General features: G+C 38.6%; 12 protein-coding genes. 1 reads left to right on the top strand and 11 read right to left on the bottom strand.

All coding sequences use genetic code 11. The features are described 5' to 3' along the window. From A9996_RS21085 to A9996_RS17760, 11 genes are all read right to left on the bottom strand, one after another. On the bottom strand, positions 1 to 91 hold a 91-nt coding region (locus A9996_RS21085), incomplete at its 3' end, for a two-component regulator propeller domain-containing protein (RefSeq protein ID WP_428838892.1). A 708-nt stretch (positions 92 to 799) separates the two neighbouring features. Continuing rightward, a complete protein-coding gene (locus A9996_RS17805) occupies positions 800 to 2,137 on the bottom strand; it encodes a cytochrome P450 (protein ID WP_066438452.1) in 1,338 nt (445 codons plus the stop codon). A 100-nt stretch (positions 2,138 to 2,237) separates the two neighbouring features. Then, positions 2,238 to 3,260: a Holliday junction branch migration DNA helicase RuvB gene (gene ruvB / locus A9996_RS17800; protein ID WP_066438448.1), complete on the bottom strand. Its 1,023-nt coding sequence runs from the start codon at positions 3,258 to 3,260 to the stop codon at positions 2,238 to 2,240. Positions 3,261 to 3,439: 179 nt separating this feature from the next. Continuing rightward, entirely contained in the window at positions 3,440 to 5,236 is a 1,797-nt protein-coding gene (locus A9996_RS17795; RefSeq protein ID WP_066438444.1) for a cytochrome c oxidase subunit I, read from the bottom strand. Positions 5,237 to 5,263: 27 nt separating this feature from the next. Next, positions 5,264 to 6,394: a cytochrome c oxidase subunit II gene (locus A9996_RS17790; RefSeq protein ID WP_066438438.1), complete on the bottom strand. Its 1,131-nt coding sequence runs from the start codon at positions 6,392 to 6,394 to the stop codon at positions 5,264 to 5,266. Positions 6,395 to 6,422: 28 nt separating this feature from the next. Further along, positions 6,423 to 7,952, bottom strand: coding sequence for a quinol:cytochrome C oxidoreductase (locus tag A9996_RS17785; protein WP_066438436.1), 1,530 nt, complete (start codon positions 7,950 to 7,952; stop codon positions 6,423 to 6,425). Positions 7,953 to 7,960: 8 nt separating this feature from the next. Beyond that, the gene (locus A9996_RS17780) at positions 7,961 to 8,536 is read right to left on the bottom strand and encodes a c-type cytochrome (RefSeq protein WP_066438433.1); all 576 of its coding nucleotides are present in this window, start codon (positions 8,534 to 8,536) and stop codon (positions 7,961 to 7,963) included. Positions 8,537 to 8,541: 5 nt separating this feature from the next. Next, positions 8,542 to 9,075 carry a DUF3341 domain-containing protein gene (locus tag A9996_RS17775; RefSeq protein WP_066438430.1) on the bottom strand — a complete coding sequence of 178 codons (534 nt, stop codon included), beginning with the start codon at positions 9,073 to 9,075 and terminating at the stop codon, positions 8,542 to 8,544. Between the two features lie 4 nt (positions 9,076 to 9,079). Continuing rightward, positions 9,080 to 10,828, bottom strand: coding sequence for an NrfD/PsrC family molybdoenzyme membrane anchor subunit (gene nrfD, locus A9996_RS17770; protein ID WP_083994017.1), 1,749 nt, complete (start codon positions 10,826 to 10,828; stop codon positions 9,080 to 9,082). A gap of 31 nt (positions 10,829 to 10,859) precedes the next feature. Beyond that, positions 10,860 to 14,018, bottom strand: coding sequence for a TAT-variant-translocated molybdopterin oxidoreductase (locus tag A9996_RS17765; RefSeq protein ID WP_066438426.1), 3,159 nt, complete (start codon positions 14,016 to 14,018; stop codon positions 10,860 to 10,862). A gap of 93 nt (positions 14,019 to 14,111) precedes the next feature. Continuing rightward, a complete protein-coding gene (locus A9996_RS17760) occupies positions 14,112 to 15,410 on the bottom strand; it encodes a c-type cytochrome (RefSeq protein ID WP_066438450.1) in 1,299 nt (432 codons plus the stop codon). A 297-nt stretch (positions 15,411 to 15,707) separates the two neighbouring features. On the opposite strand from A9996_RS17760, the gene A9996_RS17755 reads away from it, so the two are divergent. Further along, the gene (locus tag A9996_RS17755; protein WP_066438424.1) at positions 15,708 to 16,088 is read left to right on the top strand and encodes an SPOR domain-containing protein; all 381 of its coding nucleotides are present in this window, start codon (positions 15,708 to 15,710) and stop codon (positions 16,086 to 16,088) included. Positions 16,089 to 16,299 lie beyond the last annotated feature (211 nt).

The following is a 16,299-nucleotide window of genomic DNA, read 5'->3' as shown; positions in this document are numbered from 1 at the left end:
CAAAACGTGCAATTCCATTTCCATTTGCAATCCATAAAAAACCTTGTTTATCTTCTATTATACCACCAACATAATTTTGCTGATAAACCATTCTGTTTAGTATAATGTATTTGGTTGTCAAAATTGGAAACCTCTATTTGAGCATATGAAGAATACCAACCAATAAGCTGTAGAAAAAAAAATAATATGACTCAATTTTATTCTACAAAAAAAAATGCTTTAGTAATCATTTACATTAATTTAAGATAGCTGATTTTCTTTGTATAGCAATCTGTCTTATATCTGAAAGATGTCGACAAATGGCTTCAGAGCTTGTAAAATTCATTCAGGTGTATACATATCTTTTTTATGATTATTCCCATCTTATAGATGAACAATTAATAATGGACAGATATTATCGAGTCCCAACCTAAATACTCCTTCATTATCTTGATATAAAGTAGAAACATCAGATGAATTTAAGCCATGACTTTTACCTAATGCCGTTATTTCGAAACCTGTGGGAATATTATTATTTTTCTCTACTTTATAATCTTCCTGAGAGAAAGAAACAAAAAGATGAATATCGATATCTTACAGCAAAAATTTGCCTAGAATATCTAAAATTATAAGTGGCCCCACATTAATAAACATCTCTATATCAATTAAATAAAACGAATTAAAGTTAGTCAATTTTTAGATAGAAGCTTTAATTCTTAAAATTTTAATCCATGTCTATGTCTATATTTTAAGAAAAAGAGAAAACCGAGGCGTTTGGCTTCGGTTTTAATCAACTGGCTGTATTTAGCTCTATTTTCAATCAATTCTTCCGCTTTTCAAATCGCAAAATGGCATTCTTCGGTTTTAGAGTAATCAGAGGTTTAATCTCGATAGTTTCAAATTCTGGATAAATTTTATAATTCCGAATCAATTCGGTAACTGCCAGTATCATCTCAAACATCGCAAAATTATTACCAATGCATTTTCTGGGTCCAGCGCCAAACGGAAAGTATTGGGATGAGAATTTACGGCTCCCGTCTTCAAAACGCTCTGGACGAAATTCTAAAGGTCGCTCCCACAAATCAGGGTGACGGTGAATTTCATAAACAGAAAACAGTAAATTTGATCCCTTTTCAAAGATTTTCCCTTCAAAAGTGTCTTCCTCAACATTGACACGATCTATAAAATAAGCTGGTGGATACAAGCGCATGCCCTCTTCAATAACCTGCTGGCACACTTTGGATTTCATCACAAAAGCCATCAGGTCTTGACGCTCATCTTCATTGGATTCGATTTCCTGATAAATTTTTTCTTGCCATTCTGGATGCAATGCCAACAATTGGAAGATAAACGTCAGCGCATTCGACGTGGTTTCATGCCCAGCCGTAAAGAGAATCAAGATTTCATCAATCAACTGCTCTTCATCCATGAAGTTCCCATCTTCATACCTCGCTTCCAAAAGCATGTCGAGTAAATCATCCTGTCTTTCTCCTAAAGCTCTTCGCGTATCGACTATATTTTTAAGAATCTGTCGCGCTTCTTGGACTAAATCTAAGTGTTTTTTTAAAATCCCACTCGCTTTAAACCACCATACCAAATAAGATTGTCGCAATTCTTTAACGAGCATCCGCTGTCCTGCTTCGGTGATATGTTGTAGATGTTTGATGTCCTGCGGGTTTGCAGCAGCGCTAAATAATGATTTCACCACAGTCTGAAACGCCAAGTCGTTAAAAATTGGAAAGACATCAATTTTTTTTCCAGTTGAAATCCGCTTATACTCCGTCTGGATAGCTTCAAGCAATGTGTCCAGTAAATTTGCCAGTTGTTTCTTATGAAAAGCAGGTTGAATGAGCTGCCGCTGCTTTTTCCATAGCTCGCCTTCTGAGGTCAAAAGACCTCTGCCTACGTATTTGACCAAATCCACAGTTTGTATCTTGGATTTGGTGTAATTCTTATGATTCTTTTGAAGCACGTACTCTGCAAATGCTGCATCACGAGAAAAAATCACATAATTATTAAAACCAATCTTCAACTTGAACGTGTTGCCTTTTTCTTGAAAGTTCTTTAAATGAAATGGCAATGGATTTTTGAGGATATTGATCGAATCTCTTATAAATCGAAAAATGGAGACTTCTGGTATTTTACTTTCTTCGCTCATGTTTGCCATTCTGAATAGGATATTTCAATATATCGTGCCTTTGAAAATTACAGTTTTTATTATTCTTACCGTTGGCATTTCTTCTGTATATAAGAATGGATTAAAACAGTCCACCTTGAACATTTCCCTTTATTTTCCCCAAATGTTTGTATGCCAACTCTGTCACTTCCCTTCCACGAGGCGTACGCATAATAAAACCCTGTTGGATCAAAAAAGGTTCATACACTTCTTCAATAGTTTCCGCACTCTCACTGACTGCCGTGGCCAACGTGGAAATACCTACAGGACCTCCTTTAAACTTATCAATTATGGTCATCAAAATCTTATTGTCCATTTCATCAAGTCCGTGTGCATCCACATTCAACGCTTTAAGCGCAAATTTAGCAATCGCAATATCTATGCTGCCGTTTCCTTTTATTTGTGCAAAATCACGCACGCGACGCAACAAGGCATTGGATATACGGGGTGTCCCTCTACTTCGGCCTGCAATTTCAACCGCAGCTTCCATAGAGATGGGAACATTTAAAATAGAGGCACTTCGTTGGGTAATAGTGGTCAATAACTCGGTATTGTAATACTGCAATCTGCTTTGGATGCCGAAACGTGCCCGCATTGGTGAGGTCAACAATCCTGACCGTGTGGTAGCTCCAATTAAGGTGAAGGGATTCAAATTGATTTGAACGGTTCTGGCATTTGGACCAGACTCAATCATGATATCAATTTTATAATCTTCCATGGCCGAATACAAATATTCTTCAACAATAGGACTCAATCTATGGATTTCATCAATGAACAACACATCACGTTCATCAAGATTGGTCAAAAGGCCTGCAAGATCACCTGGTTTGTCTAACACCGGGCCTGAGGTCACTTTAATGCCTACTCCCAGTTCACTCGCTAAAATATGTGCTAAAGTAGTTTTACCAAGTCCTGGAGGGCCATGGAACAAGGTATGATCCAAAGCTTCATTTCTTTGGTTGGCAGCTTCAACGAAAATCTGCAAATTCTCCAAAACCTGGTCCTGACCTGAGAAATCATCGAAGGATAAGGGTCTTAATTTTTTCTCGACATCAAATTCATCAGGAGAAAGGTTTTCGCTGGATGGGTTTAGGTTTTCATTCATGGTACTTCCCACGAAAGTGGGAATCTTGTTTTAAAAAAGCATAGATTAATCACTACACTAATATCATTGAGACAAAAGCAAATATAATGAAAAAGACCTTTAGAATGATTGCATCAATCCAAAGGTCTTTTTGTTTATTATGATCCCGATGTGTCGGGACTGCCTAAGCAGGAATGCGTTTAGTGTTGCAATTCCTCTTCGCCTTCTTTTAAAGGTACATTTTGAGGAACAAAGTCTTCATCATGACCTGGTTTACTGTAATCATAAGACCAGCGGTAAACGTGAGGGATTTCCCCTGGCCAGTTTCCGTGGATATGTTCAACAGGTGTTGTCCAATCCAAGGTATTAGATCTCCATGGATTTTGAACAGCTTTTTTACCGATAAACATGCTAGCAAAGAAATTGTATAGATAAATAATCTGAACAACTCCTCCAATAAGTGCAAAAACGGTGATTACGATATTGACATCTGCCAAATCATCAAATAATGGAAAGGCAGTGTTGGTATAATATCGTCTTGGTAAACCTGCCATTCCAATAAAGTGCATAGGGAAGAACACACCGTAAGCACAAATAGCAGTCACCCAGAAGTGGATGTACCCCAAGTTTTTATCCATCATTCTTCCAAACATTTTTGGATACCAATGGTAGATTCCCGCAAACATCCCGTAAAGCGCTGAGATTCCCATTACTAAATGGAAGTGGGCAATAACGAAATAGGTATCATGAACATTAATATCTAAGGCACTATCTCCAAGAATAATACCTGTTAGACCTCCCGTTATAAAAGTAGATACAAAGCCGATGGCAAACAGCATGGCAGGATTCATCTGGAGATTTCCTTTCCAAATAGTCGTGATCCAGTTAAAGGCCTTCACCGCAGAAGGAATCGCAATTAGTAAGGTTGTAAAAGTAAATACTGAACCTAAGAATGGATTCATACCAGAAACAAACATATGGTGACCCCAAACAATGGTGGATAGGAAAGCAATAGCTAAAATAGAAGCAACCATCGCTCGGTAACCGAAAATAGGTTTACGTGCATTGGTGGCCAAAATTTCAGAGACCAATCCCATGGCAGGTAAGATGACAATATACACTTCAGGGTGTCCTAAGAACCAGAATAAATGTTCAAACAATACGGGTGATCCACCTTGGTAATGCAACACTTCACCTTGTATAAAGATATCAGATAAAAAGAAGGAGGTTCCAAAACTTCTATCCATGATCAACAATAAAGCCGCAGCAAAAAGTACCGGGAAGGAAACCACACCAATAATTGCGGTTACAAAAAATGCCCAGATAGTTAATGGCAAACGCGTCATACTCATCCCTTTGGTACGCATATTAATGACCGTAACAATATAGTTTAAAGACCCCAATAACGAGGAGGCGATAAAGATTGCCATAGAAACCAACCATAAGGTCATACCCATCCCTGAGCCACCTTGTGCCATTGGTAAGGCACTCAATGGAGGATATATGGTCCAACCCGCTGCAGCAGGTCCTGCTTCAACAAATAATGAAATTATCATGATGACACTTGATAGGAAAAATAACCAATACGATACCATGTTCAAAAATCCTGAAGCCATATCACGGGCTCCAATTTGTAACGGAATCAATAGGTTACTAAATGTCCCACTCAAACCAGCGGTTAATACGAAGAATACCATAATTGTACCGTGGATGGTTACCAAAGCCAAATAGATATCAGCATCCATAACACCACCTGGCGCCCATTTACCCAACAAGGCCTCAAACAGAACGTTTGGCTCTTCTGGCCATGCAATCTGGATACGCATCATAAGCGACATAATAACACCTATAACCCCCATGATGGTACCAGTAATAAGGTACTGTTTTGCGATCATTTTATGATCTTGACTAAAAATATACTTGGTTACAAAGGTCTCTTTGTGATGATGTCCATGATTGTCGTCGTGTGCGTGAGTATCTACTGCGTGTGTTGACATAATCTATATATACTTTATTTAAGAATTTTATTCAGTTATTTGTTCCATTGACTTATCGGCCAAGGGTAATGGATCCTCTCCGATAAATTGCGTCATGGAAGATTTGAAGGTTTTTTGCTCTTTTATCCAAGCATCAAATTCTTCTTGGGTTTCAACGATGATATTCATTTGCATGTTATAGTGAGATTTCCCACAAATCTTGTTGCAAAGCAATAAATAATGAAATTCGTAAGGGTCTAAGGTTTCTTTACCTTCAGCTACTAACGCAGTACTTTTTTCGGCACGTATATTATTGATGCGCTGTATTTTATCAATCATGTCTGGGTTTTCACGCATCTCCTTTGTAGTTACCGTTGGTGTGAATCCGAATTTGGTAATCATTCCAGGAACACAGTTCATCTGCGCTCTAAAGTGTGGCATATAAGCGGAGTGCAATACATCTTGAGAACGCATTACAAACATGACGGGCCTACCAACAACTAAGTGTAACTCCTTTACTACAATATCATCTTGTGCATTAGGATCAGCCTCATCAACTCCCAAAACATTGGCTTTGTCAATATCGATCAACCTAACGTTGGCCATCCCCAAAACATTATCCTGACCAGCGTAACGGGCGGTCCAATTAAATTGTTGGGCATAAAGCTCCACAACCATTGGGTCAGCATCTTCATCGATATTCATAATGGAAGTCCATGTAAACAACCCATATATAATCAATCCTGCCAATACAATTACCGGAATAATAGTCCAAATGGCTTCCAAGGTATTGTTATCAGCAAAATACAAGGCTTTTTTACCTTTCTCTCCTCTGTATTTGAATGCAAAATAATACAATAAAAATTGTGTAAGGGTCTGTACAGAAAATATCACCAGCATGGAGATAATCATCAGATTATCAATTCTAGAGCCATGCTCTGAAGCGGCATTATATACTAATGGCAGATCTCCCCATTTTACAAAACAAATAATCGTTATGACATAAATGAAGACTAAAAAGCCAAGCATTAAATAGCCATTGATATTATTATCGTGATCTGTTGCAATTCCACTATCTGAGGTGTCAGTACGTACCTGGGCCAGATCAAAAATTTTGACCATTTGCCAAATAGCTACCGCCACAAAAAGTACTATGATAATTGTTAATAAAGCAGTCATTGTCGTTTCTCTTCTTTATATATTGTTATTAATAATGGAAATGTTCGCTTTCTTTGATGAATGGATTTCCCTTTGGTGTTAGAGGCGCTTTGGTCAATGATGTAAATACAACCAGCATGAATAAACCGCCGAACAATAATACAGATCCAATTTCAGGAATTCCAATAAACCATTGGTCTCCTACAGTTGCTGGCATAATCATGACGAAAACATCAATATAATGGCCTACCAAAATAAGGACTCCAGACATTACTACAAACCAAGGAATACGTTTGTATTCACTGTTCATTAAAATCAAAAATGGGAAGACAAAGTTAAGCACCAACATACCAAAAAATAGTAAATTATAATCTTCTATTCGTGTTATAAAGTAAACCACTTCCTCAGGAATGTTAGCATACCAAATCAACATGAATTGAGAGAACCATAAATAGGCCCAGAAGATACTAAATCCGAACATAAACTTGGCCAAATCATGGATGTGGCTATCATTGACCATAGGTAAAAGCCCTTTTGATTTCAAGTAAATGGTGACCATAGCAATAACGGTTATACCACTTACCAGCATACTTGCAAGCACATACCATCCAAATAAGGTACTGAACCAATGTGGATCAACACTCATGATCCAGTCCCATGACATAATAGATTCAGTGTATATGAAGAACACTAAAAATCCGGCAGCAATTCTGAACGATTTCTTAAAGTTTCTGATATCGCCAGCTTCAGCATTGTCTTGAGCAATTGAAAATTTACGTGCAAAATATCTGTAGGTACACCAGCCTCCAATAAAGATGGCAGCTCTGATTACGAACCATGGAATGTTTAAATAGCTCGATTTATTTTGAATCAATTCATCATCTGCCACAACCTCCGGATTCATCCAGATAAAAATTTCGTTGTGGTGTCCAATATAATGCGATCCTAATGCTATGACAACCACAATAATTGCTCCTGGCAATAAATAGGCAGTGATACCTTCCATAACCCTCATCAGTAAAGGAGACCAACCAGCCTGAGCTGCAATGTTAATAGCATAAAAAGCCAATGCCCCCAAGGCAATCATCATAAAGAAAAATGCTGCCACATAAAGAGCAGACCAAGGTCTTTTAGCAAGTTGTTCTTGAACGTGTACTGCATGAGTATCTTGGTTGCCTTCTCCATGCTCTCCTACCATACCATGTGCATCTTCAGTTTGAGAATGTTCTTGCACATCAGTTCCACTTGACTCATTATCACTGTGCACCTCAGAAGATTCCATAGCTGTGGAATCCATTATCATCCCTTCGGTTTCGAGGTCCATATCATCAACATCTGCCGTGGCGTCGTAAGCACCCGATCTATGAAAATTATCGTCATCATTCTCAACACCGCGCACAACATGTTCCTGCGTTAAGGGTACAAAATCTGCACCGTGGACCGAATGATCTTCGGCGAGCATGGTTTTGACCTCTTCTAAAGATTTGTGTGATGTCATAAAACCATAAGCCACTCCTAAAATACCCAAAACAATCAGGATGATGGAAAATGTCTTTAATCTATTTGAAATTGTATACATATCTATATTTAATCTTTAACAGTCTGACTTCCTCCTAATTCTGCTTTTAGTTGCATCACGTAATCCACAACTTGCCAACGTTCTTCCTCATCTAATTGGTTTGCGTAAGACCCCATGACATTTTTTCCATAATAAATAGTATGGTAAATACTCCCTGGGGTTAAAGCTCTTCCTGCATCGTTAAAGGCAGGCACCCCTAAAATCTTTTCACGTTGCACCAAAATACCTTGACCATCCCCTTTTTTACCGTGACAAACGGCACAGTAAATATCATAGAGCTGACCGCCTCTTGGTGAGTCAATTTGAGTAGAATCCAACGGACTTATTAACGTTGCTTTTGCCAAGTCATAACCTTCAAGTGTTCCATCAATATCAAAAGGTATATGGCCTCTTGATACCGTACCCTTAGCCGGTAATTTGGCCTCCATGTCATAAGGTAAAAATTCCACTTCAGAGTAAGTTTCATATCCTACTGGATAATACATATCTGGGAAATACTGATAATTTGGTCTTGATTTATTTTGACATGATGCAAAAGAGATCAAAACCACCATCAATATTATTAATTTAAATAAGCTTTTCATGTGTATTAGTGTGCTTTATCAATTAATGTAACTTCTACTGCGCCTGTATTTCTTAACATATCAAACTGCGCATCAACATTTTGCCCAGCGCTTATTTCCATTAAGAAATGATCATCTGTGGTTCTTGTATCAGGATTTTCGGCTTTTTTAAAGGGCCAAATTTTACTTCGTAAATAAAAGGTAATTACCATTAAATGCGCTGCAAAAAACACCGTTAATTCAAACATGATTGGCACAAATGCAGGCATGTTTTCTATATAACTGAAGCTAGGCTTACCACCAATATCTTGTGGCCAATCTTCAATCATAATATAATTCATCATTACCACAGATACTATTAATCCAATAGTACCATAAATAAAGGAGGTAATTGCTAGCCTTGTTGGGGCTAATCCCATAGCTTTATCTAACCCGTGTACCGGAAATGGTGTATATATTTCTTCAATGTGATATCTTTCAGCCCTTACTTTTTTAACGGCAGCCATTAAGAGATCATCATCTGTATAAATAGCGTGAATTACTTTTGAAGAATCTTCCATACTACTAGTTGTTATTAATTAGTGTTTTAGCCTGTCCTGCCCAATCATCCCGTTCTGCCCTTCCTTGGATAGATGCTGTAATCTCGTCTAACAAGTCGTATTCTCTTTTTGTAATATTGCTTACCTGCACGTAAGAATAAATTCCAATACCATTCAGGACTTCTTCCATTCTTGAATCTATACCGATGATTTGCTGCAAATCGTCTTTAGTTTGCGTCAATGGATCAAAAGCACCCACACTTTCTAGGAGCTTACTGATAGCTTCAGGATCATTTGCGATGGCAGTAGACCTATTATCAACTAAAGGCGTTCCTGAATGTGGAATGACTTTATGTGTGCGTGCATCAATACCCGCATTAACTAAACTACCACCAGATTCTCTGATACGTTTATAACTTTCACCTGATGTTTTCAAAATTGTTTTAATCTCTGCTTGTGCAATTACTGGGAACGTACGCGCATATAATAAGAACAATACAAAAAAGAATCCTATGGTGCCAATAAAAATTCCGATATCTACAAATGTTGGTTGGAACATTGTCCATGAAGATGGTAAATAATCCCTGTGCAATGACGTCACGATAATTACAAAACGTTCAAACCACATTCCCACGTTCACCACAATTGAAATAAAGAACGAAAACATGATACTGGTACGCAATTTTTTGAACCACATAAACTGTGGAGAGAACACGTTACAGCTCATCATTGCGAGATAGGCCCACCAATAAGGTCCCGTTGCTCTGTTCAAGAAAGCGTATTGTTCATACTCCACTCCTGAATACCAAGCGACAAATAATTCCGTAATGTAAGCTACCCCAACGATAGAACCCGTAATCATAATAACGATATTCATCAACTCAATATGTTGCATGGTGATATAATCCTCAAGGCTACAAACTTTTCTCATAATGATCAACAGCGTGTTCACCATAGCAAAACCTGAGAAAACAGCACCGGCAACAAAATATGGTGGAAAAATGGTAGTGTGCCATCCCGGAACAATAGACGTTGCAAAGTCAAAAGATACAATGGTATGAACAGAAAGTACCAACGGTGTTGCTAAACCAGCAAGAACCAAAGAGACTTCTTCAAAACGCTGCCAATCTTTTGCTCTACCTGACCATCCAAAACTTAACAATGAATAAATCTTCTTTTGGAAAGGCTTGACTGCTCTATCTCTCAACATGGCGAAATCAGGCAATAAACCGGTCCACCAGAACACTAAGGAAACCGATAAATACGTTGAAATCGCGAATACATCCCAAAGCAATGGCGAGTTGAAGTTGACCCATAAAGATCCAAATTGGTTTGGTATTGGAAGTACCCAATAAGCTAACCACGGGCGGCCCATATGGATAACAGGGAACAATCCTGCCTGAACGACCGCAAAAATGGTCATCGCTTCCGCAGAACGGTTAATTGCCATACGCCATTTTTGACGGAACAATAATAATACCGCTGAAATCAGAGTACCGGCGTGACCAATACCAACCCACCAAACGAAATTGGTAATGTCCCAAGCCCAACCTACGGTTTTGTTGAGACCCCAAACACCAATTCCTGTAGATACGGTATAAATGATACATCCAATACCCCAAAGAAAGGCTACCAGTGCGATAGAAAAAACTATCCACCATGATTTATTGGCTTTTCCTTCTACAGGCCTAGCGATATCCACGGAAACATCGTGATATGATTTTTGGCCTGTAACTAAAGGTCTTCTAATAGGTGCTTCGTAATGAGACGCCATAATGCTTTTAGAATTATTTCTTAATTAATTATTATGCTTCGGTTGTATTTCTCACTATGGTGTGGTACTGTACATTTGGTTTTGTGCCAATGTATTCCAATAAGTGATACATACGTTTATCTTCTTTAAGTTTCGCAACTTTACTTTCTTTATCGTTGATGTCTCCAAAAACCATAGCGCCTTTGTCACAAGCTGCAGAGCAAGCGGTATGGAATTCTACATCTTTTATTTCACGTCCAGCCAGTTTGGCATCTAAAATTGTTTTTTGTGTTTTTTGAATACAGAAAGAACATTTTTCCATCACACCACGAGATCGTACAGTCACATCAGGATTTAAAACCATGCGTCCCAAATCATCGTTCATGTAGTAATCAAATTCATCATTCTTGTTATATGAGAACCAGTTGAAGCGACGCACTTTATAAGGACAGTTGTTTGCACAATAACGTGTGCCCACGCAACGGTTATACACCATTTGGTTTTGACCTTGACGTCCATGCGATGTTGCAGCCACAGGGCAAACAGTTTCACAAGGGGCATGGTTACAATGTTGACACATAATTGGTTGAAAAGCTACTTGAGGATTGTTCATCGCAGCTGATTCCATTTCATCAAATACGCCAACTGATCCATTATCGCCTAAAAGACCAGATATGTTCTCTTTCTTTTCAACATCTCCTGCAAAGGTTTCTTCAGAAGAATAATATCTGTCGATACGCAACCAGTACATATCTCGGCTTTTTCTTACCTCTTTTTTCCCAACCACCGGAACGTTGTTTTCAGCCTGACACGCAACTACGCATGCGCCACAACCCGTACAAGCGTTTAAATCAATGGCCAAATTGAAATGATGCCCCATAGAACGGTCAAATTCGTCCCAAAGGTCTACTTCGGGTGATGTTACCGGGGTCTCAATATGGTTCAATGACACCATCGGAACGGCATTCCAATAGCTTTTATCTTTGGTATTGAATATTTCGAGTGTGGTTTCCTTAATAATGTCATTTCGACCCATTAAGGTATTATGCAATTGAATAAGAGCAAATTCATGTTCACCAGCAACAACCTTAATGGAAGCCCCTGACTGTGTTTCTTTAAAATCTTCGTAGAACTTATAAGCATTTTTTCCGGTTTGCATTTCTTCTTTCAAACCTTTACTACGGCCATATCCAAAGGCCATTCCAATAGATCCGACTGCTTGGCCTGGTTGGATGATGACAGGCAGGATTTCACTCACCCCATTTAATGTCAATTCAACCAAACTACTATTCAGTCCACCATCAGCAACATGCCAATTTTTGATACCCAATTTCGCGGCATCAGTTTTGGACACCAACAGATAGTTGTCCCAAGAAACCCTTGAGATGGGATCTGGAAATTCCTGCAACCATGGATTGTTGGCCTGTTTTCCATCGCCCATACCTACTTTGCTGTATAAGGTCAATTCAAATCCGTCAGATTTTGGAGCGGAAACCAAAGCTCTTGCGGCGTCACCTCCAGATATCGCGGTTGTTGATGCAAAGGCAGTACCAGCTGATGTTTCAGTAGGTGTAGCTGTGCTATTAGAAGCCATATTCTCTCCGAAAATAGCAGCCATAGTATCTGCAGACGATGCCGAAAAGACACCATCATGCAATGCTTGGTTGAATGAACCACCTCCCAAAATACTATTGTTCCAAGTTTCCTTGATAAAATCATGATAGGATACATCACTTCCAGTCCACTTCAATAAGGCCTCCTCAAATTGTCTAGTATCAAACAACGGACGAATGGTAGGCTGCATCAGCGCAAAATGTCCTTTTTTAAGTTCAACATCACCCCAAGATTCTAGATAATGAGGTGTTGCAGCAATGTATTGTGTCGCCAAAGCGGTTTCATCAGCCTTCATGGAGAAAGCGATGGATAATTCAGTTTTTTTCAAACCTTCAGCAAATTCATTTGCATTAGGCAGAGTGTATAACGGATTGACCCCACACATAATAATGGCGCCAACCTTTCCTGCGTTCATGTCCATTACTAAAGAGGACACTGCCTGGTCACTTCCCTGTCTTGTAGTTATAGGTGATTTTGTGTCAAAGGCCTTACTTCCAAGTGCCGCATTGATGTTTAAAACAATCGTTTGAGCATTGACATCATTGAAACCTGTTACCAGAACCCCATTACTTCCTGCTGTTCTCAACTCAGAGGCAACTTTTTCAACCTCTTTTTCTATGTGTGCAGGTAAATCAGCTGACACACTTTGGCCGGTGATATAACCGTGTATCTTCGCCAATACCATCCTTTGCTGAGAGGGTGTGGCAGGAATTCGTTTATCTGCATTGGCACCAGTTAAGGACATATTGGCCTCAATCTGAATGTGACGTGACATCTTACCATTTTTCGGGATTCTACCTAAGGCATATCCTGCATCATATCCACCGCCGCACCAATCACCTAAAAAGTCCGCACCAACGGACACGATAGTCGCTGCTTTTGAAAAATCGTAATTTGGCAATGCACGTTCGCCATATTTTGCCTGATAGGCGTCTAGTGCTCCAGAAACTGAAATGGCATCATACACCACGTGGCGCACATTACCGTATTTTTCCTTGAAGGAAGAAATTAGTTTTGATGCTGATGGACTAGCAAATGTTTGTGTTAACAGGACAATTTCTTTTCCTGAATTTGTTAAGTCAGTTAATTTTTGGTTCGTTTCGGCATCGAATGTTTCCCACGATATACTGTTTCCATTTTTGACGGGAGCCTGCAATCTCATACTGTCATACAGTCCCAACACAGAAGCATTTACCCGCGCATTGGCGCCAGTCTGCCCCAAATCATTATTTTGAATATTGATTGGACGACCTTCACGAGTTCTTACAAGAATACTCGCAAAATCATAGCCATTGGCTATTGTAGTAGCATAAAAATTGGCAACTCCTGGAATGATACTTTCTGGTTGGACCACATATGGAATCGACTTAATGATCGGTCCTTCACAAGCCGCAAGTGATACTGCAGCTGTACTAAAACCAACATATTTTAAGAAGTCACGACGTGTTGTTGCAGACGTCCCCAAAGTGGATTTATTACCTAAAAATTCGTCAGTTGGAATTTCTTCAACAAATTCATTTTGTCTGAGCGCCTCAACAATAGAGCTGTCTGTATTTAGCTCTTCAACACTTTTCCAGTATTTCTTGTTTGATGACATATTATATAATTGAATTACTTCTTATTAATTTTATTGAACTTAATCCCAGTGAAGAGATTCCCATATTTGAGGGATTAACCAAAAAGTTATGGTTTAGTAATGACACTTACCACACTCTAAACCTCCCATTTGTGCAACAGTAAGTTTTTCAACCCCATATTTTTTAGATAACTGCTCGTGAATTTTTGTGTAATAGGCGTTATCCTCAACTTTAACATTCGTTTCTCTATGGCAATTGATACACCAACCCATGGTCAAAGGTGAATGTTGGTACATAATTTCCATTTCTTGTACCGGACCATGACATGTTTGACACTCAATACCACCTACGGACACGTGTTGTGCGTGATTGAAATATGCAAAGTCAGGAAGATTATGAATACGAATCCATTTTACTGGTTGTGGTTCACCTATATATTTTTGCTCAGCAGGACTCCAACCGGTCGCTGCATATAATTTTTCAATTTCAGCATTGTAGTCTACACCATATTCTTTTCCTTCAGCAAGCGTTTCTGGTGCCACTTCAGAGATTGATTTATGACAGTTCATACAAACGTTCAATGATGGAATTCCTGAATGTTTGCTCACTCTAGCCGAAGAGTGACAATATTTACAATCGATAGCGTTATCTCCAGCATGTATTCTGTGAGAATAATGAATGGGTTGAACCGGTTCATAACCTTGGTCTACACCCACCTGCATAAAATACCCATAAACATAATAGGTACTGGACAACAACAATAGGATGACAGTTACAAAAATCAAGAATTGATTTTGAATAAAGGCTCTCCAGATGGACACACCCTTATCTTTTTCTTCAACATAAACCCCCTTAGCTTCAGCGAAACGATTTAAAGTACGTCTTACCAAAACCAAAGCCATTGCCAATAAAGCAAATAAGACAGCCAAGGCGCCAAGAATTAACGTGTTTGAAACACCTGAATCACCACCACCAGTAGCTGCACCATCTGCACTGGCAACAGGAACAGGAGGCGCTGCTTTTTCTTCAGCAGTGTAAGCCAAAATATCACTAATATCCTGATCAGACAACTGCGGGAAGGCAGTCATAGGCATTTGGTTCCACTCGTTGTAGACTTTATTGGCGTAAGCATCACCAGACTTGATAAGACCCGCACTATTGTGGATCCATGATGTTAACCAATTACGATCAAGGCCTTCCTGCTCTGCCAAACGTTGCTCTACATTACGAAGTGCTGGGCCTGTCATTGGGGCATCCAATTTATGACATGCAGCACAATTGGCGTTATATATTGTTTTTCCCTTTGCAGGATCACCCTCTTGAGCGTGAAGCGATGTTGAAAACGTAAGTAAAATAAGAAACCCTAATTGTAGAATATTAGCGGCCAATTTACGGTGTATCACCTGTTTCATATTGTTAGTTGAATTATCTTCCAAACTTTGGTATGATTTTTTCATTAAAAAGAAAAAAATACAGTTATAAAATCTCTGGCAAAAGTAATACTTAAAGTCGATTTTATAAATGTTACAGAACTGTTAATTGATAATTTATAAACGTTCTAAATAATAAAATAAGCCTTATTTTAGTTTAATAAAATGACATGAGCAGATTGCAAATTAATTTTAATATTTTTGCAATCTACGAATGATTTAACAATAAATCATTTACACTATAAATTGTAATTACACATACCCAAAAAAGACCATCCTATGATAAAACCTTTAGTAAAATTGTCTCTAATTGCCCTTACCTTAACTTGTTCAAATCTTGCAGTACAAGCCCAACAAGGTGTCGTAACTATTGAGCAGAACAAAGACATTGATAAGCTTTTAGAGTATAAGAAAGATTTACGTACTGTTAATGCTTTTATCATTCAAGTGTATAACGGGCCCCGTGGTGGCGCTGAGTCGGCTAAAAGCCAAGTGAGTAGTTTATTTCCAGACTGGAGTAATACCATTGAATACGAGCAACCCAATTACAAGATTTGGGTAGGAAAATTCAGAACCCGGTTAGAAGCTGACAGAGCACTTATGAAAGTCAAAAAAAGTTTTAATAATGCTTTTATCCTTCAACCTAGAACAAATAAGTAAATAGTTGATGGTCATTATTTTAATCTGAAAAACACGACTCCCTTTTAGTGGTTTTTGACGTAGATTGATGCCTACTCAAATAAGATAACATACGCCCAAAAGCCCTAATTAGTAGAAGCTCAGATCAAGCCACTCAACCGTTCTGAAATTTTGATAGAACTCTTTTAACAGCATCGCAATTACGGCCCATTAAACACAAAAAAAGCGACTC

Source organism: Gelidibacter algens (assembly GCF_001678675.1).
GTDB lineage: Bacteria > Bacteroidota > Bacteroidia > Flavobacteriales > Flavobacteriaceae > Gelidibacter > Gelidibacter algens.
This window is presented reverse-complemented; position numbering and strand designations above follow the sequence as displayed.

What these genes read in the sequence shown, in the direction of transcription:
- A9996_RS17790 (WP_066438438.1), bottom strand. Translation starts at nt 6,394, where the DNA reads ATGACTGCTTTATTAACAATTATCATAGTACTTTTTGTGGCGGTAGCT.
- A9996_RS17765 (WP_066438426.1), bottom strand. Translation starts at nt 14,018, where the DNA reads ATGTCATCAAACAAGAAATACTGGAAAAGTGTTGAAGAGCTAAATACA.
- nrfD (WP_083994017.1), bottom strand. Translation starts at nt 10,828, where the DNA reads ATGGCGTCTCATTACGAAGCACCTATTAGAAGACCTTTAGTTACAGGC.
- A9996_RS17795 (WP_066438444.1), bottom strand. Translation starts at nt 5,236, where the DNA reads ATGTCAACACACGCAGTAGATACTCACGCACACGACGACAATCATGGA.
- A9996_RS17760 (WP_066438450.1), bottom strand. Translation starts at nt 15,410, where the DNA reads ATGAAACAGGTGATACACCGTAAATTGGCCGCTAATATTCTACAATTA.
- A9996_RS17775 (WP_066438430.1), bottom strand. Translation starts at nt 9,075, where the DNA reads ATGGAAGATTCTTCAAAAGTAATTCACGCTATTTATACAGATGATGAT.
- A9996_RS17755 (WP_066438424.1), top strand. Translation starts at nt 15,708, where the DNA reads ATGATAAAACCTTTAGTAAAATTGTCTCTAATTGCCCTTACCTTAACT.
- A9996_RS17785 (WP_066438436.1), bottom strand. Translation starts at nt 7,952, where the DNA reads ATGTATACAATTTCAAATAGATTAAAGACATTTTCCATCATCCTGATT.
- A9996_RS17780 (WP_066438433.1), bottom strand. Translation starts at nt 8,536, where the DNA reads ATGAAAAGCTTATTTAAATTAATAATATTGATGGTGGTTTTGATCTCT.
- ruvB (WP_066438448.1), bottom strand. Translation starts at nt 3,260, where the DNA reads ATGAATGAAAACCTAAACCCATCCAGCGAAAACCTTTCTCCTGATGAA.
- A9996_RS17805 (WP_066438452.1), bottom strand. Translation starts at nt 2,137, where the DNA reads ATGAGCGAAGAAAGTAAAATACCAGAAGTCTCCATTTTTCGATTTATA.